The organism is Allosphingosinicella sp. (assembly GCF_059502505.1).
This window is the reverse complement of record NZ_JCACEU010000014.1, coordinates 310,800-331,388: the sequence shown is the minus strand read 5'-3', so window position 1 is coordinate 331,388 and position 20,589 is coordinate 310,800. Positions and strand designations below refer to the sequence as shown.

Here is a 20,589-nt window from a genome sequence, read left to right as displayed (position 1 = left end):
ATCAATGCGTGCGGCGGAAAAGCAACGAGTTTTGCCGTTTGCGATTGATTTAAGCTAAGCGGCGGCGGCAGGGCCTGCCGACATAATCGGGGATGAAAGTGAAGCTCGGCGACGAATTCCTGCTTACCGCGGCCTGTTGTCGCTGGCCGCCCTCCCCAGAGCGTGACGAGACCGTGCGCGCGGCTGCTTCGCAGGACATCGATTGGTCCCGGTTCCTGCGGATCGTGCGGCGGCAACGGGTCGAGGGGCTCGTCAGCGATGCTCTCACGTCGGCAGGGGTGAGCGCGCCCGCGAACGTCGTCGCGCTGCTGGACGGAGAGGCGCACGCCATTGCCCGACAGAACCTCGCGTTCGCGGCGGAGTCGCTGCGCCTCAAGCGGCTCTTCGAGACGGCGGAACTGCCCTTCCTGTTCGTAAAGGGGGCAACGCTAGACATGCTCGCCTACGGCACGTTGGGGCTCAAGAGGGCGCGCGACATCGACCTCGTCGTGGCGTCCGAAGCGGTCGAGCAAGCGTGCGAATTGCTGGCGCAGGCCGGCTATGCCCGCACCCTCCCAGGTCCCGAAGTCGGGTCTGATAAGCTCCCGATCTGGCTAGCTCTCTGCAAGGAGACAGGGTGGAGGCATCCGCGCAACGGCATCATTCTGGAGCTCCATACCGGCCTCGTCGACAATCCCCGCCTGATGCCCAGGATCGATGCCCGATCACCCCGCCAATGGGTCGCAATCGCCCCGGGTATCGAGCTTCCGACGCTCGCCCGGGACGAGCTTTTTGCCTACCTTTGTGTCCACGGCGCAACACACGCATGGTCGCGCATGAAATGGATCGCCGACCTGGCCGCGCTGCTGAAGGATGCCGAGTCGAACGAGCTCGAGCGGCTCTACCGCCGCTCGCTCACCCTCGGCGTCGGCCGCTGCTCCGCCCAGGCTCTGCTCCTGTGCGAGCGGCTGTTCGACCGCACGCTCCCGCCTGGTCTTGCCGCGGAGCTGAAGGCCGATCCGGCGACACGGCGCCTGGTGCGGGTCGCGCTCGGCACCATGGCGGGGCGCTATGGCGAGACCGAACTCGACGATACCGTGCTCGGCACCGTTCCGATCCATCTCGCCCATTTCCTGCTCGCGCCCGGCTGGCGCTACAAGGCGTCGGAGATCCGACGCAAAAGCCTTAGCCATCATGACCGCGCGATGCTCCCGCTGCCGCGGCCGCTGCACTTCCTCTATCCGCTGATGCTGCTGCCGAGCTGGCTGTGGCGCCGCGTCCGCGGGCCGGGCCCGCTCTAAGCGGCCTGGTTCTCGCGCGCCCAGGCCTGATACATCAGAACCGCCCAGAGCGCCGGCGTCGCGTCGCGTTCATGCCTCAGATGCTGCCGCCAGCGGCGCTGAATGACGTCCGCATCGAACAAGCCCCCTTGTCGGAGCGCCGAATGGTCGAGCAGTTCCTCGGCCCACGGCCGCAACGGTCCTCGGATCCATTCGCCCACAGGAATGCCGAAGCCGGCCTTGGGCCGCTCAAACAGGCCCGGCGGGGCCTCGCGATAGAGCAATTTGCGGAGGATCTGCTTTCCCTTGCCGCCCTGGATCTTCATCGACGCCGGGATGCGGGCGGCGAGCTCGGCGACCCGGTGATCGAGGAACGGCACGCGCGTCTCCAGGCTCACCGCCATCGCCGCCCGGTCGACCTTGCAGAGGATGTCGTCGGGCAAATAGGAGACGGCGTCGCAATACATCATCCGCACCGCGTCCGACGCGCCGGGCGCCACGTCCATGTCGAAGCCCAGCCGGGCTGATGCCGCCTCCGCGCCGAGTAGCGGCGACGCCTCGAAGCTCCATTCGTCGAGGAAGCTGTTGTAGATGTCTTCCACGCCGCGGGCACCGCCCATCAGGCGGAGCCCCTTCTGCACCTTTGTGCCGAAATGCGGGCGATGCTCCATGCCGGGCACCAACCGCGCAAGACGGTTCCAGGTGGTGGCGGGAAGGCGGCTGAGCGGCGCCCCGACGAGAGAGCGAAGCGGCCGCGGGACCCTGCCGACCCGCTCCCACAGGAGGGGCACTTGAAAATGGCGGTTGTAGCCGCCGAACAGCTCGTCGCCACCGTCGCCGGAGAGCGCCACCGTGACCTGCTCGCGTGCGAAGCGGCTGACGAGGTGGGTCGGAATCTGCGAGCTGTCGGCGAAGGGCTCGTCATACATGATCGGGAGAAGCGGGATGACCTCCTGCGCCTCCTTCACAGTGACATAGCGCTCATTATGGTCGGTGCCGAAATGGCGCGCGACAGCCTTGGCGTGCTCGGCTTCATTGAACGCATCCTCCTCGAACCCGATCGAGAAGGTGCGCACCGTGTGCGGCGAATATTTCTGGTAGAGCCCGACCACCGTCGACGAATCGATCCCGCCGGAGAGGAAGGCGCCGACCGGCACGTCAGCGACCGACTGCCCGCCGATCGCCGCCGCCAAGGTCGATTCGAGACGCTCGAGCGCCTCTTCCTCATCGGCGATCGGATCGGCGAGCCCTTGCCCGACGACGTCGCGATATGACCAATAAGGTTGCAGCGTGAGCCCATTGGCGGGGCCGCCCGCGACCGGCGGTTCGGCATAGGGATGCTTCCATGCGTCCGTGGCCAACGACAGGATGCAGCCGGGTTCGAGCTTGTAGATCCCGCGATAGATGGAAAGCGGCGCGGGTACATAGGCCCGTGCCGCGAGGAGCCGAACGGCGCGGCGGTCGATCTCGTTGGCGAAACGCGGATGGGATCGGATCGCCTTCAGCTCGGACGCGAAGACGAAATCGCCGCCTGCCCAGCCGTAGTAAAGCGGCTTCTCTCCGAACCGGTCGCGAGCGAGCAAAAGCCGCCGCTCCTTCTTGTCCCAGAGCGCGAGCGCGAACATGCCGACGCTCTTCTGTAGCGTCGCCTCGAGCCCCCAGGCCGCAATACATTCGACCAGCGTCTCGGTATCGCTGTGCCCGCGCCACGGAAAGCCGTTGCCGACTGCGCCTTCACCGGATCCCTCTAGCGCCCGGCGAAGCTCGAGATGGTTGTAGATCTCGCCATTGTAGCTGAGCACCCAGCGACCGTCGTTCGACGGCATCGGCTGGTGCCCGAGCGGCGAGAGATCGACGATAGACAGCCGGCGGTGACCGAGGCCGACACCGGCCTCCTGGTCGATCCAAACACCCGCATCGTCGGGACCGCGGTGAGCAATCGGATTCGTCATGCGCTCGATGGCGGCGCGCGTGACCGGCTCACCGGAGAGAAGGCCAGCTATGCCGCACATGGATCAAGGGTCCAACGCATAGATGGCGACATCCTCATTCTCGTAGAGCGGTTGCTGTCCGGCAGCCGCGAAGCATCTCCGGTGGGTTTCCGCCCAGACATAGCTCGCGCGCCCAAAACCGCGAATCTTCTGCAACAGCCCGGCGCATCGTTCATCCGCCTTCAGCGCCTCCGACATGTCGAACCAGCGGCCGAACTCCCGGTTGGGCAGCCACTCGCGTCCCTGCACCGTGGTCGTGCTCGTGGCGCTGGCGAGTACGGGAAACCATTCTGCGCTGGCATCATAATACCAGGGCGCTTCGGTCAAAACAGCAAAAGCCTCACCCGGGCGATGCGCGGCAACCCAGGCCATCCCTGCGCGGAGGTCTGGATCCAGCGGACGGTATACGGGCGAAGACAGACGCAGATCGCGCTCGATCCGCACGCCCACGATCACCAGGGCTAGTGCTGCAGTCGCCGCAACCGCAGTGCCGAAGCCGATCTTCGCGCGCAGCAATCTCGCCGTCGTGACCGCACCCTGCGCCGCGAATACTGCGATCGGCAGCGACCAGGCAGAGGGCGCCAGCCTCGGCGTCAGCACAATCGCGGCGAGGAGGAACAACAGCCAGAAGTAGTCGCGCCTCAGCAGCAGAGCGGCGGCGCCTATGGCGATAAATGGATTTATCAAGACCGCTTTGACGAAGGAGATGATCGTCGAAGGCATCGCGCTGTGTTCGCCGGTTGCCGCCGCCGCTGCGAACGGGCCCGAGCCGTGCGTACTCAAGATATGGGCGATCCAGGGGATCGTGATCGCCACCGCTGTCAAGCCGACGATCAGGCTTCGGATGATGAAGATCCGGATGCCGCCGCCTTGCACTGCCAGCATCGCAATCGCCGCGGCCGCCGCCAGGATGCCCCACTGCGGGTGGCTCAGCACGGCAGCGGCCACGCAGCCGCCCGCGGCGGCCAAGCGCAGGATCTGCAATCGCCCAGGATGCGGGCTGCGGCAGCTCAGGATCAACAGGGCTCCGACCATGGACAGGGCGCCGAGCTGCCGCGCCAGACCGCCGCCCATGATCAACCACTCGAACGAGCGAAAGTTGGTGATGAAGAAGAAGAGCGTGATCGCGATCACCAGCTCCGGCACGCCGAGCCGATAGAGCAGCCAGGTGAACAGCCCCAAATAGAGGATATTCATGAGAAGCGGCGCGACGCGGACTATTTCGAGCGGGTCGGCTCCCATCTGCGTCAGCCCGCCTGCCATCCAGAAGGCAAGCGGCGGATAGGCGAAAGGAATCCCAAGACCATTGAAGGTCACGCTCGCAGGCAGCGCCGGAAAGGTCGCGGCCGCCGAGCGGACGAACTCCAGGAAGAGGGCGCCGTCGTTGATAGGAAAGTCGAGCGTCAGGGCAAGCACCGCGCGATGCAGCACCGCCGCCCCGAGCAGGACCAGCACCGCGAGCCTTGCGGCACCCCAGCCCCCGCTGGATACGCCCGCCGCGCCCGCCGGGGCCAGGCCAGTTGATGCCAATAGGTTCATTGCGAGGCAGCTTCCCCGACTTCGTAGATCTTGACGCTGCCTCTCTCATGGACAGGAGCGGATCCGGAGCCGGCCATGCAGTCCGGCTCGGCCTCTATCCAAATGAAGTCGACCTTGTTGCGGGCCGCAACTGAGCTGATCGATTGGCAGTTGCCGGTCCCATTCATCTGCTTGGCTTGCTGAACCCGTTGAGCATAGGCGCCGGCCGGGAGCCATTCGGAGCCCTGAACCGTTCCCACACTGTTCGCACGCGCGAGGACAGGGAACCATTCTGACACACGGTCCATCTCCCAGGCCCTCCCGCTGACAATCAGGAAACGCGCGCCCGAATGCTCGGCACGTACCCAGGCCATGGCAGCTCGCTGATCGGTGCTGAGAGGCGCCGTCGCGTCGCTGAACGACGGCGCATCGCGATAGAGCCTGAACCCCGCCAGGAACAGGACCGCCATGCCGGTGACAGCCAAGGCCGTCCGCGGCGCGATATATCTGGTAAGCACTGCCAGCAGGCCGACTGCGCCCGCTGCGCTGAGAACCGCCAGCGGCAAGCTGGCAGCAGTGCCGCCATGCCGGGGGGTCAGGAACAGGGCCAAAAGCAGCAGGCCTGGCCAAAAGAACTGCCGCTTCATCAACAGGAAAAGCGCACCTAGGGGGAGCAGTGGATTGGTCGCCGCCGTCCTCACCAGGAAGACCAGATGCGACTGCAGGAGTTCCGCCTCCCACGAGCCGCTTCCGCTGGCTGCTTCGAACGGAGCGAGCCCGTGCTGCCGCAGCACCGCCGCCACCCAGGGCAATACAACCAGTAACGCGGCCGCCGCCGACAACGCGCCCTTCAAGAAGAACTGAGACGGGCTCTGCGCACGCAGGAGAACTGCCAGCGCGACCGCTCCAGCCGCCAGCAACCCCCATTCGAGGTGAGACAGCATCGCTCCGCCGGCAGCGAGACCCGCCATGATCGCATTGCGGCTGCCGAGGCGCTCATCCGGTCGCTCGGCGGAGGCCAAAATGGCCACCAAAGCCAAGGTGAAGAACAAAGCACCGATGCCGCGGCTGAGGCCGCCGCCCATGACCAACCACTCGAACGAGCGTAGCCGGACGCAGAAGAAGAGCAAGGCGAGGCCCGCGAACAAGCGCGAGGGGCTGGTTCGCACGAGCAGCCAAGCGGTGGCCGCGAGGCAGAATATATTCACGAGGATCGGCAATGTGCGGACCAGCGTGAGCGGCTCCGCGCCGAGCCGTGCCAGCAGGCCGCTGATCCAGAATGACAGCGGCGGGTAGGCGAAGGGAATCGTCTCGCCATTGTAGCTGATCGTGGCGGGGAGGTCCGGAAATGCGCGTGCACTCGCACGAACAAATTCCAGGAACAGGCCGCCATCGTTGAGCGGAAAGTCCTCCGACACGAACAGCCATAGGCGATAGGCCAACGCACCCGCGAGCACGCCGATCAGCAAGATGATGCCGATCCGCCGGGCTCTGTCGGGCGCGGCGTCCGACGCGGCTCGCAATGCCTCGTTCCAGATGCCTGACGATCGACGGGCCGAGCTCGCCGCCATCACGCGACGGCTTTCTGGGGGATCCTCTCCGCCGGCGCGCCCGCATCTCCGTGGAGACGCGCGCTGAGCCGGGCAGCGACGCGTCGGCCTTCGCGGATCGCATAATTGGTGCCCCGATCTTCCGGATAGATCTGGGCCATTGAGGTGATGAGGACGTTTGCTAACGGCGTGTCTTCCGACGGGATAAGACCGGAATAGTGTGGCTCGGCGATCGGCTGCGAGAAGCGGGCGCGCCAGACATGGTGCTCGGTTACCCATTCACGCCGGAAATCGGGGAACATCCGCTGCAGGTGCGGGACCGCGAAGTCGAGCACCTCCTCGTCGCGCATCCGGTAGAGCGGGTCGGTGTCGGGCAGATATTTGGACAGGAAGACGATGTGCCGCCCGCCGTAATTTTCGGGGGGCTCGAAATTGGTGTGCTCGATGACTCCCACGAACGGGAAGGTCGGATCGTTGACGTTGAGCCAGTAGGTTTCGGAAAGGCTCCGATCCATCTCCAGAACGAGGCATATATTGGCTAGGTAGCTGATGCGGCGAAGGCTTTCGACATAATCGATCGGTGCATGCGGATCGAGCAGATCCGCGATCAGCGGCAGGGCCTGCGTCATCAGCACGGTGCCTGCGCGAATGGACCCGCCGGGAGTGTGCACGGCAGTCACCCTGCCGCCCTCTGCGTCGAGGCCGGTGACGGGGCTGTTCACCCTCACCTCCACGCCCAGCTCCTCCAGTCGGCGCTTCAATGCCTCGGCAAGCTCTGAAAAGCCGCCCTTGTAGTAAGCCAGGACTTCGCGACCCTCCTTGTCGCGGCTGCCGCCGCGGAGCGCGAGCTTCTTCCAGAACCAGACGGCACCGACCTTGTCCGCGAAGGGGCCGAACTTGCCCACCAGGAGCGGCTCCCAGACCACACTGAAGACTTCTTTGCCGGCCATCTTGATGAGCCAGTCGCGGGCCGTCATGTGCTCGATCGACCTCCAGTCGCGGATGCTGCGCGCCCGCAGCGCCAGCAGGCCGAGCCGGATCCGGTTGACGAAGCTCAGCGCGCTGAACTTCAGCAGGTCGAGCGGCGTCGAAAGACGAAAGATCGTGTTGGCATAATACATACCCGTCCGCGTCGGCCGGAACACGACCTCATCATATTTGCCAATGTCCTTGATGAGCTCCATCACGTGAACATCGTTGGTGAACCAGTGGTGATAGAAGCGCTCAAGCGTAAATTCCCCGACGGTGAACCCACTTGCCAGGCCGCCGACGCTCGGCTCCTTCTCGAGCACCACCACCTTGTGGCCGGCCTTGGCGAGATCATGGGCGGCCGAGAGGCCCGTAAAGCCGCCGCCGACGATGACGATCGGCTCAGCCGGAGCGATGGAGGAAGGGGCGTTCACTGCACGAATTCCTTGTTGGTGGGGGCGGACGCGGCTGCGCGCCCGCCGGTCATGCCGCTCACCGCCAGGAGGATAAAGCCCGTGATGGTCGTGACCAGCCACAGCAGCGCGTGGACTAGGAGCGCATAGGCCGCAGCTCCTGCGCGATCCGCGCCGAGGGCTCCGATCGCTTGGGCGGTGAAATAGTGGAAGGTGCCGACATATCCGGGCGAACTCGGAATGATGGTCGAAAGCGTGCCAAGGCTGAGCGCCAGCAGAGCGGCCTGCACGGTCGGCGCCACGTCGAGTGCCTGGCCGACTGCATAAAAAATGCCCCCCTCCGCCAGCCAGGCAAGGAAGCTCAGCAGGGTCAGTTGGAACAGCAGCCCTGGTCTCGAAAGTGTTGCCAGCGCCTCGGAAAGTCGCAGGAGAGCCTCACCGGCTTGCCGCAGGCGAGGAAGCCGCGCCTCGACCCAGCGCACGATCGAGCGGATCACATGCGGGGCAGCGATGAACAGCAGAATGGCCGCAGCGATGGCCAAGGCCGCGTAGCGCAGCGCGGAAAGCAACGTCCCATCGATCGCGTCAATCTGCCAGAAGCTGATCGTGGCGAAGAGGATGGTCATCAGGACGAACAGGTCGAGCAAGCGCTCCAGCAAGAGCGTGCCAAGCTGCCCCGAGGGCGCGATGCCGGTGAAGCGTTGAAAGGCGACAACCCGAATGATGTCGCCGGCGCGGAGCGGCAGGACATTATTGAAGGCTATGCCCCCCAGGAAGGGCGGCGCTGCATCGGCAAATCCAATCCTGGCCCCGAGACTCCTCAGCATCGTCGTCCATCGCAGGATCTTGAGTGCGTAAGCGAGCACGAGGAAAGCAGCCGCCGCTCCGAGCCAGCGTGGGTCCGCCCCGAGGAGCACGGCGCCGACGCGCGCAAAGTCCACCGTCGCAAAGGTCACATAGAGGAAGATGGCGCTGATCAGCAGGCCGAGGCCAAGCTTGACCCACTTGCCTCGTCCCCGATCTGTCACGGGCGAGCTCTGCATGGAGGCGGTCAAGTTGGCTACCGTGCCAGAGGTGCGCCGGCCGGACGCTGCACCTGCCCCGGCGCGAGGCTGGTCGGCCGCCGGTCGAATGTAAGCGAAGGGGGATCAGCCGCGTCGAAGCCGAGCTCCTCCATGACGAGGAAGAGCGGACGGCCCTTGGCTTCACTGTAGATGCGGCCGACATACTCTCCCAGAACGCCCAGGAAGATGAACTGCAGACCGCCGATCAGCATCACGGCGATGAAGAGGATCGTCCAGCCGGGCACCCAATTGTCGCTCCAGAGCCGCATAGCCACCGCATACAGGATGCCCAGAAGCGACAAGGCGGAGAAGGAGAGGCCGACCATCGTGACCAGCTTCAGCGGCACGGCCGAAAAGGAGACGATGCCGTCGAGCGCCAGCGTCAGCATCTTGCGCAGGGGATATTTCGATTCGCCGGCAAAGCGCTCGGCGCGAGAATAGGGCAGAGCGACCTGCCGGAACCCGACCCAGCTCGTCATCGCACGCAGCAGGCGATGCCGCTCGGGCATGCGTCGAAGCGCGTCGACGACGGCACGATCCATCAGTCGGAAGTCGCCGGTGTCGAGTGGAATCGGCACCTCGGAAAGTCGGTTGATCAAGCGATAGAAGGCCCGCGCCGTCCAGAGCTTGAACGGGGTCTCTCCGGAGCGCTCCGCGCGCTGGCCATAGACGACATGATAGCCCTCGCGCCACTTGGCCACCATGTCGCCGATGACCTCAGGCGGATCCTGCAGATCCGCGTCGATCAGGACCACCGCCTGCCCCGTCGCATATTCGACGCCGGCGGTGACGGCGATCTGGTGGCCGAAGTTGCGCGCGAGGCGGATCACGCGCGCTTGAGGGCTGGCCGCCTGAATATCGTGGAGAAGTTCCGCGGTGCGGTCGCGGCTGCCGTCGTCCACATAGATGATCTCGAAATCGGGGGTGATTTCGGACAGGGCATCGACCAGTCGTCGATGCGTATGCTCGATCACCTCCTGCTCGTTATAGCAGGGGACGATCACCGACAGGCACAGTTCCAATCGAGTCATTGATATCGTCCCACGCGCCCCACGCTCTCATTAGCCTGAAGGGCAACATCAACCTCCCCCGTTCGCCAGCGGCCAACGTCCCGAACGGGGCAAGGCAAACTATGGGAAAGAGGCAGTTTCTCGGCCAGCGCGGCTGTGGCATGCGGGTGCCGTCCTGTCCAGTCCGGGAAGTTCGAGAGCCGCTCGGATCGATCCCAAACCGCTATGGCGCCCGTGTCGTGCCTCGCCTACGGAGCTGACAGCATCAAGAGTGGCAGTCAGAGGGGGATGATCGTTGAGCGCAACTGTCGCGGCTGAGCAGCCGGCGGAACCTGTGCACTCGCCAGCGCCGGAGAACGCGCGGTCGGTGGGGTATGCGCTCGCCTTCATCTTTTTCGTCTGCGCGCTCGACCACCTGATTTTGTGGATCTTCGTCGGTCTGAGCAGCCCGTGGCTTTACCTGACCGGTGGAGTCCTGGCCGCGCTGATCTGCTTCTGGGCCGCAAAGTCCGTCCGCAGCCCCGGCTTTGGCATCGCTCCCGGGCGCCTCGTCTTAGCCTGCGCCGTTGCGGCGGTCCTGCTGATGCTGGGCGGCGAGGGGCGACTATTCTACGCCAATGTAGATTGGCAGATCCGCGATGCTGTCATGCGCGACATGGCGGAACTGAGTTGGCCCTTTGCCTATACCTCCAGAGGAATGGCCGAGATCCTGCGCGCGCCGCTCGGCATGTATCTCGTGCCTTCGGCATTGCGAAAGCTGGCCGGCTTGCCCGTCGACGTGACGCTGCTTGCGCAGAACATCATTCTCTTCGGCCTGCTGTTCTCCACAGCCTCGGTCCTCTATTCGACGCGGCGTGCTATGGCGATCGCGTTGCTCGTGTTCGCGCTCTTCAGCGGACTCGACATTCTCGGCGTCTCGCTGCTCATGATGCGCGGGGACATCAAAGCGATCCCAGATCACCTCGAAAACTGGTCTGCCCTTCAATATTCATCGCATATCACCCAGATTTTCTGGGTCCCCCAGCATGCGTTTGCCGGGTGGGTTTGCGGCCTCCTCTTTTTGCTTTTTCGGACGGGGCGTATTCGGGTGGGGCCGCTGCTCGCCGCCGTCCCCCTGCTGACCTTATGGTCTCCCCTCTCGACGATAGGTGCCCTGCCCTTTGCAGCCTATGCGGGTATATTGGCGTTGAAGCGGCGCGAGCTGAAGTTCACTGACGTGCTCTTTCCAGCGGCCACGACGCTTCTAAGCGCGCCGGCGCTGCTCTATTTGGCCTCGGGGGGTGACGACGTGGCCCTGGGCCTGTTCCCGCTCGGGGTTCGACAGTATCTCGTCTTCGTCGGCTTGGAAGCCATTATCTTCTTCATCCCGTTGATCGCATTGCGCTCAAAGCTGAGCTTCGGACGCGACACTCTAATCCTCGTAGCGGTGTGCCTGGTCGCAATACCCTTCTTGCGCATCGGCCCCACCATCGACTTCACGATGCGCGCGTCGATGCCGGCGCTGATGATCCTTTCGCTCATGCTCGCCGAAGCGCTCACTGAGCATTGGCAAACCCACTTCGAAGGGGGCGCCAGACGCGTTGGCGTCGGCATCGTAGCCTTGTTGGCAGTAGTAACGCCGGGATTCGAGCTCGCGCGGGCATTACGGCTCCGGCCGACCCCTGTCGTCAATTGCACCCTGACCGAAGCGGCGAAGCAGGTGATCGGCCTGCCCAGAACTACCCTGTCGACCTACTTGGCTCCGGTAACGAGCCTACCCGAGGTCATTCGTCCGCAGGCTTGGCGGACGATAGTCGATCGACCGAACGCCGCCTGCTGGTCGCGCCCATGGAAAACGCGGCGTTGAGCATCTTCGGGCCGGCGGCGGACGCGCGGCCCGGAGACCAGAGGCTGCGAACTAGGCCGTTACCTGTGGACGGGCCGGGGCTAGCAGCTCTTCGGTAAGGCCGAGAAGGGTGTCGGCCATGTAGGCGATACGGGGCTCGTCAATGCCTGGCCAGACGCCGATCCAGAAGCTGTCGTTCATGATCTTGTCGGTGTTGGTCAGCGTCCCATGAATCCGATAGTTCACGTCCTGGAAAGCCGGCTGCTTCGTGAGATTGCCCGCAAACAGCATGCGGGTGCCGACCTTGCGGTCCTCGAGCATGCGAGTCAGCATATTCCGATCGACCCCCGCGCCGTCGCGCACCGTCAGTAGATAACCGAACCAGCTCGGCTCCGTGCCCGGCGTCGCGACCGGCAGGTGGTAGTAGCGATCAAGACCACGGGCACGCAGTGCGTGTTCTATGGCGGCGAAATTCTCCCGGCGGCGCTCGACGAAGCGGTCCAGCTTCTTGAGCTGGCTCACCCCGACCGCGGCCTGCATATCGCTGACCTTCAGATTGTAGCCGACGTGGCTGTAGGTATATTTATGGTCGTAGCCCTTCGGCAGCTGACCCAGGCGCCATCCGAAGCGCTTGTTGCAGGTGTTATCCATCCCGGGCTTGCAATAGCAGTCGCGACCCCAATCCCGGAAAGATTCCGCTATTTTCGCAAGATGTGGGCTGTCTACCAGGACTGCGCCGCCCTCGCCCATGGTAATATGGTGGGCGGGATAGAAGCTCAGCGTCGCAACATCGCCGAAGGTGCCGACATGGCGGCCGCCAACATAGGCACCGAACGCATCGCAGCAATCCTCGATCAGCCACAGCTTATGCTGCTTGCAGAGTGCCGCCACCCGGGCAACATCGAACGGATTGCCGAGCGAATGGGCAATCATCACGGCACGCGTCTTGTCGGTAATCGCCGCCTCGAGCAGGTCCACGTCGACATTGTGGGTGTCGAGGTCGACATCGACGAACACGGGTATGCAGCCATATTGCACGATCGGCGAAACGGTGGTCGGAAAGCCGGCGGCGACGGTAATGACCTCGTCGCCCGGCTTGATCCGCCTGTCGCCCAGCTTCCACGAGGTAAGGCACGCAAAGGCGAGCAGGTTCGCAGCCGAGCCCGACACGGTGAGTTTCGAGTAGCGGCGGCCAAACTTGACGGCGAGCTCCTCCTCGAACTGGTCGGCGTAGCGGCCGGCAGTCAGCCACATGTCCAGCGAAGCATCGATCAGGTGCGCGCAATCGTCCGCGTCCATCACCTTCCCCGAGGGCGGAATATAAGTTTCACCCGGAACAAAGGCCGCTTGCGGGCGTGAATCGAAATATTCACGCGCAAGCTGTATGATCGCGGAACGCTGGCCGTCGGACATCGTATTCTTTCTGTCGATGGGGGTCTTGAGCGGGCGGTTGCACCATTTTGCTTTCAAGCTCAACACCCTGATGGACACAGGCGGAGAATGAGCAGCGAATGCGGCCGATCTCCAACCGATCCGAAGCGTCTGGTTCAGTTAAGGATTGCAAGCCGAAGCCCATCCAGATAGCGGGCACGGCGAACGAGTTTCCAAGGCCCTTTTTTCATGAAAGCTGCCATTGTGTCGGGCGGCCTCGACGTAGAACGGGCCGAAACTGCAGTAACGCGGTTTGCGCCGGATTGCGTCTCCTCGCCTGCCTCGATGAGCCACATTTCCTGCCCCGCCTGGGGCTCGGAAGGCGGATGATCGAGCGTCTTATCCGAACTTTCGAACGCATTCTGATGGCGGGCGTCGGCTGGCTCGAACGCCTCGACCAACCTTGGCTGAACCCGCTGCTGCGCTTGATCCGCGAACGAGGATTTTGGCAATTCGTCCGTTTCCTCGGGGTGGGAAGCCTCAATTTCCTATTCTACTATACTCTCTTCACTGGGCTGCACCTGTTGGGTGTGCCGCCCACCGAATCAGTGGTTGTGGCCACCGCCGTGGCGGTTCTCTTCAACTTCTGCACCACAGGTCACCTGGTGTTCGGGAACGGGCGCTTCCGCCTCCTGCCGAGGTTCATTTCGGTCTACCTCGTCCAGATGCTGCTCAACATCGGCTCGCTCCGAACGCTGATGGCGGCCGGCGTTCCGGTGCTCATTGCCGAAGCTTTGGTGATCGGGGTGCTCGCCGTGCTGACGTTCTTTGCCCTGAAGCGCTTCGTATTCAGCGAACTCGATACCGAGCGGGCACCGGTTCGTCCCGGTTGACGGCGGCGCGATCAGTGGCTTTCGCGGACCCAATCGATCATCTGGCGGAGGCCAGATGTCTTGTCCGTCCTGGGCTGCCAACCGAACAGCTCTTGCGCTTTGGTGAGATCGGCGACGAAAACCTTCTGGTCACTGTGCCGCGGCGGTAGCTGCTTGTATCTCAACTCAATCGCGAGTTCCCGTTCAAGGATATCGAACAACTCGAGAATCGAGAGGCTGTTGGCATAGCCTCCGCCGATATTGAATGGCTCCCCGCTCGTGCGGTCGATATGATCAATAGCCGCGAAATAGCAGTCGACTAGATCGGGCGCGAACAGCACGTCCCGAACCTGCTTTCCGTTGCCGGAGATCGTGAATGGGGTGCGATCCGGCTCGGCGGCCGTCTCCACCGCCTGTTGCACGAACCAGCCGATCCAGCCCTGATCCGCTGTCGCGAACTGGCGCCCCCCAAAGATGGTCGAGTGCCGGAAGACGATCGTCCGGAGGCCGAAGGTAAGCGAATAATCGCGGATATATTGGTCGGCCGAGCCTTTCGAACACCCATAAGGGGTTCGAAAATCCAGCGGCACGCTCTCGGGAAAGCCTCGCGGGAAATCGTCGCACACGTAGCGAGTTGGCGTCTCGGAGTAGCGATAGCTCTCCAGATCGCCGTAAACCTTGTTGGTGGATGAAAACGTGATGATGCTTTCGGGGCTGTGGAGGCGCGTGGCCTCCAATATGTTGATTGTCCCCAGTGCGTTGGTCTCGAAATCAAGGCGAGGATCCGCTACCGACGTTGTCATCGCCACCTGTCCGGCGGTATGGAACACGACATCGGGTCTGATCTCGCGAACGGCCTTTCCGACGCTTTCCTGGGAGCGAATATCCTCTTCGTAGAACTTGAACGCGCCCTGCCCCCGCAGCCATGCTAGGTTCCGATCGGCGCCACGCCGAGCGAGGTTGTCAAACACAGCCACGTCATGGCCGTTACGGAGTCCCTCGCTTGCGAGGTTCGAACCGAGAAAGCCGCAGCCGCCAGTAACTAGGATTTTCATTTCATTCCCACTGCCATACGCAATCGCGCCGAGCGCATAGCGACTGCCCGTGGCACTGCCAATCTAAACAGAGGTGCTCGTGTCTTGTGAACTCTCGATCGTCCTCCCAGCATTCAATGAGGAGGAGAATCTTCGTCTGCTGATCCCGCGCGTTCGTCACGCTTGCGAGGAGCTGACCGGCAGCTTTGAGATCCTCGTAGTCGACACGATGACACCGATGGACGGCACTCCTGAGCTCTGCGAGGAGCAGGGCATACGCTATATCAGTCGCACGGGCGGCAATCTTTATGGTGATGCGGTTCGGACCGGGATTGGTCAGTCCAACGGTCGTTACATTGTCTTCATGGACGCTGACGGCTCGCATCCGCCACACTTCCTGCAGGACCTGTGGCGCGAACGCGAAAATGCCGATGTGATCGTCGCATCCCGTTACGTGAGCGGCGGCTTCACCGAGAACAGCAAGGTGCTGGTGCTGATGAGTTGGTTCGTGAACATCGGCTACAGAGTAGTGCTGGGCTTGAAGTGCAAGGACGTCTCGAACAGCTTCAAGCTCTATCCCGGAGATGCGCTTCGTGCGCTCAAGCTGCGCTGCGACAACTTCGACATCGTCGAGGAGATTCTGGTCCGGCTGGTCCGTGGCAATCCGGGCTTCAGCATCCTGGAAGTGCCCTTCACGTTCAAGAAGCGCATGTTCGGACAGACCAAACGAAACCTGATGACCTTCGTATTCAGCTACAGCGTGACGCTGGTACGGTTAAGGCTCGGACGCTGACATGAGGAAGGTATTGTTTCTCGGCGGAAGCGGCTTCCTGGGCCAGCACCTCCTCCGATCGCTTGCCGGCGACTTCCGGATCTTCGCGGTCGCGCGCTCTCAAGCCGCCGCCCGAAAAATTCAAGAAGCGTCATCGTCGGTTCGGATCGTGTCCGCGGATGAGGCGGCAGAGACCCGGTTTGACCGCATTCTCAACCTGGTTGTCGACTATGGAAGAGGCGGGACGTCGCTGACGGAACTGATGCAGCCCAACCTTCTGTATCCGCTCGCGCTTCTCGAGCAAATCGAGGCCGAGGTGGTAATCAACGTGTCGACCGCGCTTCCGTGCTCCTACTCCAATTACGCGCTGAGCAAGAAACTGCTCGAGCAGTCCCTGAACTATCTGGAACAGCGGACCGGGAGGCGGTTCCTTAACATCCACCTCCACAACATGTACGGTCCCGGAGCCGAGATAACGGAGATCGTCGGCTACGCAGTGTCGAGGATGCTCGCGGGGAAGAGCGTGGAGGTATCCGACTGCCGCAACAGTCGCGACTTCATCTTCGTGGCCGATGTTGTGGAAGCACTTGCGGCGATATCCGCCCATCCCGAATCACTTGCCCGCGGGGTACCGGTGGAGGTTGGCAGTGGCCGTTCGACCTCGTTGCGGGAGCTTATCTCCCGGATCCAAAGCCTGGCTGGATCAGCCGCTGATATCCGGTTTGGAGCAAAGCCGTGCAATCCGTTTGAACCACCTGTTCTGAAGGCTAAAATCGCGCCGCTGCGCGCCTTGGGCTGGACACCGCGATACTCGCTCGACGAGGGATTGCGGGCCACCATGGATGCCCTCGCAGCGCGGCGCCGGCAGTTTGCGGAGCAGGCTTGACGCTCCTTCACAGTTTCGACGATGCCGATGATGGCGACGGACGGCAGCCGCTGGCGCTGCGATTGTTGGTCATCTCATCCTTAGTGGTGGGTCTCCTTCTTCGCCTCTCACAAAACTACACGGAGCCCCTTTGGCTCGATGAGACCTTCACCGGGGCGATCGCGATCGGCCGGAGCTTCCCGCTCTTGGTTGAGGATCTTTTCAATGAGGTGGGGGGACCGGTCTATTACTCGCTGATGTGGGCATGGGAGAAACTTGCCGGACCCAGTAATATCGCACTGCGTATCCCAAGCCTTGCTTTCGCGGCCGCAGCCCCTGTTCTGGTTTTGTGGCGAGGGCATCACGACAAGGCGGTGCGCTGGACGTGGGCGATCCTGCTCGCGCTCTGGTTTCCAAGCGTCTCCTACGCGGCGGAAGCCCGGAGCTACACGCTGCTATTCCTGCTGAGTTGCGGTCAGACCATCCTGTTCATCCGTATGGTCGAGCGGCCGATTATGGGATCAGTGCTGCCTTGGTCGTTGATATCGGGCGTGGCGATCCTAACACATTATCACGCCTTGGTTCTGGTGGCTTTGCAGGGCTTGAGCTTCCTTGCCGTTCATCGGTGCAAGGCCGTTCGGGTCTGGCCAGCCTTTCTCCCATTCGCTCCAGTAGCCGCTTTCATCGGTGCACACCTTCCGCAAAATGTCGGATCCGCGAAGGTTTCTTGGTACAAGCTTCTCGATCCGCGAAGTGCGGTCGGAGGCTTGGTCGATCTGTTGCTTGGGCTCGGATGGTTCGGAGCGCCCCTTTTGGGGATCCTGGCTCTCGCAATTGGCAGTGGCTTGCTCCGCGCCGCGAAGGGAAGCAATCCCTTGCCCTATCGCTGCGTTGACGTGCTGGCGGTCTCCACCAGTGTCGTTGCCGTGCTGATCGTTTTCGTCCTGGGACACATCAAGCCCAGCTTTTCTGCCCGTTACCTGTTCGCCTACATGCCCGGCGTCCTGCTCGGCATGGCACTGACGATCGCCGTGCTCGGCCGACGCTCTCCCCTGTTGCCGGTTCTCCTGCTGGGCTATCTGCTGACCTGCGGAATTGCCCGGCTCGGCGCCGCTCTCATCGAAGAACCATCGGCCTTCCGCAGAGGCTATAGTTGGGAGGAGGCATCGGCATATCTGCAGCAACAGGATGTTGAACGTGTCATCTTCCTGTGGGACAATGTTTCTGTGCTAGGTCACCACAAGCCGCTGCTCGCGAGGGTGGGGAGCTTTTACTTCGATCGGGCCGGTATTCCTATCCAACGAGGCGCGCTGGCGGTCCAAGGATCAGATGAGCAGCTTCGTTCCGCTTTGCTCGCCGCTGCTTCTGCCGGCAGCGCGGCACGGCAGACGGTTGGCACCATCCTGGTCGGGCGACAAATGAAGCTCTCAGCGTCAGATCCGCATTGGCGCTGCATCGAATATGGCGGCCCCGCTTACGACATCGACATTCACGTGACTGCTTGCGCGAGGCCACCCGTCCTATCTTCCTGAAAAAGGTCGCGGATCGGACGGCGAGTTCGTCGGAGAAGCTTAGCCCGCCGCCACTGCGTTTCGATGAGCCCGGATCCCCGTCCAGACGATGTGAGCCATGATGATCGTCATCAGGATTGGATTGAGCAGGACGTTGATCGTGACTTCGTCGCCCCTCGAAAGATATGCCTTGGGAATGAGGACCAGCCCGAACAGGATCGCGTAAAGCCGGTCTTCGCTGCGCGCCGCCGGCGGCGCCGAGACGAACAAGGCAAGCGGCGCGAGCAGGTGGATCAGCTTGTAGTCAAAGGACACTTCCGGAATGATTATTGCCAGGATCGAAAGAAGACACATTTGCTTCCAAAGCACTTCCTCATATCTGAATATATAATAGAGAATTCCGACAAATAGCATCATGGACGCAATGATGTAAGGCGTGCGCACGAGCTCAGCTAAGCGAGCAACATTCATCCCTGTTTCGTGTAGAATGAGCTTTATCACTGCGAAGTAGTTGGAGCTGAACTGGATGGTATTTGCACTGAGGATATATTCCTGCCGGAAATGTTCCAGATTGCTGCTGAGCAGCGCGAATGTGCCAGCGACCCCGCCTGGGAACGTGGCAGACGCTCCAACTGTGAGAAGCAGCGTCGCCACTGCGGTCACAGCCGCGGCGACATATTGCCGCCTCTTCAGCAGGAGAACCCCGAAGACCCCAGGGTAGAATTTCATCGCTATGGCGCAGGCGAGGGGCAACGCCGACCAGCGATAGGCACCGCGCTCGAAGAGAGCGAGGAACCCGAGGACAAAGCAGAAGGTGAGCATCTCCAGGTTCGCTCGCGTGAAACAGAACAGGAAGCCATATGTGCCGAACGCCATGATGATGGTAGCAAGGACCCGCGGGCGTTCGTCTAGAAATCGCAGCTTGCACCAGAAGAAGTAGAACGTGACCACAGCAAAGACGAAGAGAGTGATGCGTAGCGCATTCCAAGGCTCCAATCCGACAAGCGGATACAAAAGGGCATAGGAAAAGGGAAAGTAGACAGCCAGATTGCTTCCGAGCGGCGAACCCGCCTGCACGGGGAGAAAGATATCGACGAAGTCGCTAAAATTGTGCTTCGGTCTGAAGAGGAAGGTATTGAGTGGATAGTTGAACCCCAGCACGCTGCCCAAGATCCAATGATACAGGATGGAGAGTGCCAGCCCGCCTACGAGAAGGACGCAAATCAGCTTTACCTTGGCAACTCTATCCATTCCTGCTTCTTTCCACCCGACGAGTTGAACATTCGACATGCGCTCGGTTGACGAGAGGCCGCAGCGCACCGCTCCACGAAGCCGCTGCCTTAGGCGATGAGCGCGGCCTGGGCAGCGTCCGCATGAAGCAGATTTCATGGCACCCTTCCATGCCGCTAAGGCGAGTAGGTCAAGCAATATCACCGCGAGAGCGGCAAGCCCCGCCCATCCCGCCGTCTGGTGTTGCGCAAGTCGTGACGCTACGCAGTTTCGGCTTCAAAGTCGGGCGGGAGCGTGCCATGCGCACCGTCATGTCGAAGAAGCTGATTTCTGTTGTAACCCCTTGCTATAACGAGGTGGAGAATGTCCGCGAGCTGGCGAGCCGGATCCGGGCGGTGTTCGATGGTCTGCGCGACTATGATTATGAGCATATCCTGATCGACAACGCCTCGACCGACGGCACCCAAGATCTGCTTCGGACAATGGCGGCTGAGGACCCGAAGATTAAGGTGATCCTCAACACCCGTAATTTCGGCCACATCCGCTCGCCCTATTACGGCCTTCTGCAGGGCGTGGGCGATGCGGTGATCAGCATGGCCTCCGACCTGCAGGACCCGCCGGAGATGATCCCTGACTTCGTGCGCAAGTGGGAAGACGGCCATAAGGTCGTGATGGGCGTCAAGACGAAGTCCCACGAATCCGCTGCCATGTTCGCCGTCCGTAGACTTTATTATGGGCTGAGCGGCAGCCTTTCCGACATCAAGCTGGTCACCAATTTCACCGGGTTCGGCTTGTACGATCAGGCCGTGATTGCGCAGCTGCGCCGCGTCGACGACCCTTACCCCTATTTCCGCGGGTTAATCGCCGACCTCGGCTACGAGGCGGCGGTGATCGAGTTCACCCAGCCGCGGCGCAAGCGCGGGATCACGAAGAACAACTTCCTGACCCTTTACGACATGGCCATGCTTGGCATCACCAACCATTCGAAAGTGCCGCTTCGCCTCGCGACCATGATCGGCTTCCTCCTCTCCGCGGTCAGTCTCCTGATCGCGATCGCGTACACGTTCGCCAAGCTGTTCTACTGGAGCCAGTTCGCGATGGGCACCGCCCCCATCCTGATTGGCTTCTTCTTCTTCATGTCGGTGCAGCTCTTCTTCATCGGCATGATCGGCGAATATGTGGGCGCAATCCATACGCAGGTGCAAAGGCGCCCGCATGTAATCGAGAGCGAGCGGCTGAACTTCGACCGACCGGCGCTAGTCGGCGCGGCCGACGAGGCACGACAGGTGTTCCCGCAGACAAGGAATGAACGCTTCTGATCACCGGCGGGCAAGC

The 20,589-nt window shown here is 62.3% G+C and carries 16 protein-coding genes; 7 read left to right on the top strand and 9 right to left on the bottom strand.

Annotated features, from left to right (window positions below):
* The first annotated feature begins 92 nt into the window (after positions 1-92).
* On the top strand, positions 93-1,280 hold the full coding sequence (locus AC5JBD_RS03755; protein WP_495720415.1) for a nucleotidyltransferase domain-containing protein: 1,188 nt from the start codon (positions 93-95) through the stop codon (positions 1,278-1,280).
* On the opposite strand, the gene asnB is transcribed toward AC5JBD_RS03755, so the two are convergent.
* From asnB to AC5JBD_RS03725, 6 genes are read right to left on the bottom strand one after another with little or no spacing between them, the layout of a single operon-like run.
* Entirely contained in the window at positions 1,277-3,271 is a 1,995-nt protein-coding gene (gene asnB / locus AC5JBD_RS03750) for an asparagine synthase (glutamine-hydrolyzing) (protein WP_495720414.1), read from the bottom strand. The two genes, AC5JBD_RS03755 and asnB, sit on opposite strands and share 4 nt — an antisense overlap.
* 3 nt (positions 3,272-3,274) lie before the next feature.
* Positions 3,275-4,789, bottom strand: a complete 1,515-nt coding sequence (locus AC5JBD_RS03745; RefSeq protein WP_495720413.1) for a hypothetical protein — start codon at positions 4,787-4,789, stop codon at positions 3,275-3,277.
* The gene (locus AC5JBD_RS03740) at positions 4,786-6,342 is read right to left on the bottom strand and encodes a hypothetical protein (protein WP_495720412.1); all 1,557 of its coding nucleotides are present in this window, start codon (positions 6,340-6,342) and stop codon (positions 4,786-4,788) included. Before AC5JBD_RS03740 ends, AC5JBD_RS03745 begins: the two co-directional genes overlap by 4 nt.
* Positions 6,339-7,721 (bottom strand): NAD(P)/FAD-dependent oxidoreductase, encoded by a 1,383-nt coding sequence (locus tag AC5JBD_RS03735; RefSeq protein WP_495720411.1) that lies wholly within the window; start codon positions 7,719-7,721, stop codon positions 6,339-6,341. The genes AC5JBD_RS03740 and AC5JBD_RS03735 overlap by 4 nt, the downstream gene beginning before the upstream one ends.
* Entirely contained in the window at positions 7,718-8,743 is a 1,026-nt protein-coding gene (locus AC5JBD_RS03730) for a lysylphosphatidylglycerol synthase transmembrane domain-containing protein (RefSeq protein ID WP_495720410.1), read from the bottom strand. Before AC5JBD_RS03730 ends, AC5JBD_RS03735 begins: the two co-directional genes overlap by 4 nt.
* Before the next feature lie 17 nt (positions 8,744-8,760).
* On the bottom strand, positions 8,761-9,795 hold the full coding sequence (locus AC5JBD_RS03725) for a glycosyltransferase family 2 protein (protein WP_495720409.1): 1,035 nt from the start codon (positions 9,793-9,795) through the stop codon (positions 8,761-8,763).
* Between the two features lie 274 nt (positions 9,796-10,069).
* Between AC5JBD_RS03725 and AC5JBD_RS03720 the strand changes: the two genes are divergently transcribed.
* On the top strand, positions 10,070-11,620 hold the full coding sequence (locus tag AC5JBD_RS03720) for a hypothetical protein (protein ID WP_495720408.1): 1,551 nt from the start codon (positions 10,070-10,072) through the stop codon (positions 11,618-11,620).
* Between the two features lie 51 nt (positions 11,621-11,671).
* On the opposite strand, the gene rfbH is transcribed toward AC5JBD_RS03720, so the two are convergent.
* The gene (gene rfbH / locus AC5JBD_RS03715) at positions 11,672-13,012 is read right to left on the bottom strand and encodes a lipopolysaccharide biosynthesis protein RfbH (protein WP_495720407.1); all 1,341 of its coding nucleotides are present in this window, start codon (positions 13,010-13,012) and stop codon (positions 11,672-11,674) included.
* 344 nt (positions 13,013-13,356) lie between these two features.
* Here rfbH and AC5JBD_RS03710 point away from each other — a divergent pair, with 344 nt between their 5' ends.
* Positions 13,357-13,863: a GtrA family protein gene (locus AC5JBD_RS03710; protein ID WP_495720406.1), complete on the top strand. Its 507-nt coding sequence runs from the start codon at positions 13,357-13,359 to the stop codon at positions 13,861-13,863.
* An 11-nt stretch (positions 13,864-13,874) separates the two neighbouring features.
* On the opposite strand, the gene AC5JBD_RS03705 is transcribed toward AC5JBD_RS03710, so the two are convergent.
* The gene (locus tag AC5JBD_RS03705) at positions 13,875-14,897 is read right to left on the bottom strand and encodes an NAD-dependent epimerase/dehydratase family protein (RefSeq protein WP_495720405.1); all 1,023 of its coding nucleotides are present in this window, start codon (positions 14,895-14,897) and stop codon (positions 13,875-13,877) included.
* Positions 14,898-14,970: 73 nt separating this feature from the next.
* Between AC5JBD_RS03705 and AC5JBD_RS03700 the strand changes: the two genes are divergently transcribed.
* The 3 genes from AC5JBD_RS03700 to AC5JBD_RS03690 are packed head-to-tail and all read left to right on the top strand — an operon-like array spanning position 14,971 to position 18,045.
* A complete protein-coding gene (locus AC5JBD_RS03700) occupies positions 14,971-15,669 on the top strand; it encodes a glycosyltransferase (protein ID WP_495720404.1) in 699 nt (232 codons plus the stop codon).
* Between the two features lies 1 nt (position 15,670).
* Positions 15,671-16,534: an NAD-dependent epimerase/dehydratase family protein gene (locus AC5JBD_RS03695; RefSeq protein WP_495720403.1), complete on the top strand. Its 864-nt coding sequence runs from the start codon at positions 15,671-15,673 to the stop codon at positions 16,532-16,534.
* Positions 16,531-18,045 (top strand): glycosyltransferase family 39 protein, encoded by a 1,515-nt coding sequence (locus AC5JBD_RS03690; RefSeq protein WP_495720402.1) that lies wholly within the window; start codon positions 16,531-16,533, stop codon positions 18,043-18,045. The genes AC5JBD_RS03695 and AC5JBD_RS03690 overlap by 4 nt, the downstream gene beginning before the upstream one ends.
* Positions 18,046-18,084: 39 nt before the next feature.
* Here AC5JBD_RS03690 and AC5JBD_RS03685 read toward each other — a convergent pair whose 3' ends face one another.
* The gene (locus AC5JBD_RS03685) at positions 18,085-19,413 is read right to left on the bottom strand and encodes a glycosyltransferase family 87 protein (protein ID WP_495720401.1); all 1,329 of its coding nucleotides are present in this window, start codon (positions 19,411-19,413) and stop codon (positions 18,085-18,087) included.
* A gap of 140 nt (positions 19,414-19,553) precedes the next feature.
* Here AC5JBD_RS03685 and AC5JBD_RS03680 point away from each other — a divergent pair, with 140 nt between their 5' ends.
* On the top strand, positions 19,554-20,573 hold the full coding sequence (locus tag AC5JBD_RS03680) for a glycosyltransferase family 2 protein (RefSeq protein WP_495720400.1): 1,020 nt from the start codon (positions 19,554-19,556) through the stop codon (positions 20,571-20,573).
* The last annotated feature ends 16 nt before the right edge of the window (positions 20,574-20,589 follow it).

Excerpts from the sequence above, each read along its gene's own strand:
- AC5JBD_RS03725 (WP_495720409.1), bottom strand. The coding sequence starts at position 9,795 with ATGACTCGATTGGAACTGTGCCTGTCGGTGATCGTCCCCTGCTATAAC.
- AC5JBD_RS03745 (WP_495720413.1), bottom strand. The coding sequence starts at position 4,789 with ATGAACCTATTGGCATCAACTGGCCTGGCCCCGGCGGGCGCGGCGGGC.
- AC5JBD_RS03680 (WP_495720400.1), top strand. The coding sequence starts at position 19,554 with ATGCGCACCGTCATGTCGAAGAAGCTGATTTCTGTTGTAACCCCTTGC.
- AC5JBD_RS03710 (WP_495720406.1), top strand. The coding sequence starts at position 13,357 with ATGATCGAGCGTCTTATCCGAACTTTCGAACGCATTCTGATGGCGGGC.
- AC5JBD_RS03755 (WP_495720415.1), top strand. The coding sequence starts at position 93 with ATGAAAGTGAAGCTCGGCGACGAATTCCTGCTTACCGCGGCCTGTTGT.
- AC5JBD_RS03695 (WP_495720403.1), top strand. The coding sequence starts at position 15,671 with ATGAGGAAGGTATTGTTTCTCGGCGGAAGCGGCTTCCTGGGCCAGCAC.
- AC5JBD_RS03705 (WP_495720405.1), bottom strand. The coding sequence starts at position 14,897 with ATGAAAATCCTAGTTACTGGCGGCTGCGGCTTTCTCGGTTCGAACCTC.
- AC5JBD_RS03730 (WP_495720410.1), bottom strand. The coding sequence starts at position 8,743 with ATGCAGAGCTCGCCCGTGACAGATCGGGGACGAGGCAAGTGGGTCAAG.
- rfbH (WP_495720407.1), bottom strand. The coding sequence starts at position 13,012 with ATGTCCGACGGCCAGCGTTCCGCGATCATACAGCTTGCGCGTGAATAT.
- asnB (WP_495720414.1), bottom strand. The coding sequence starts at position 3,271 with ATGTGCGGCATAGCTGGCCTTCTCTCCGGTGAGCCGGTCACGCGCGCC.
- AC5JBD_RS03685 (WP_495720401.1), bottom strand. The coding sequence starts at position 19,413 with ATGAAATCTGCTTCATGCGGACGCTGCCCAGGCCGCGCTCATCGCCTA.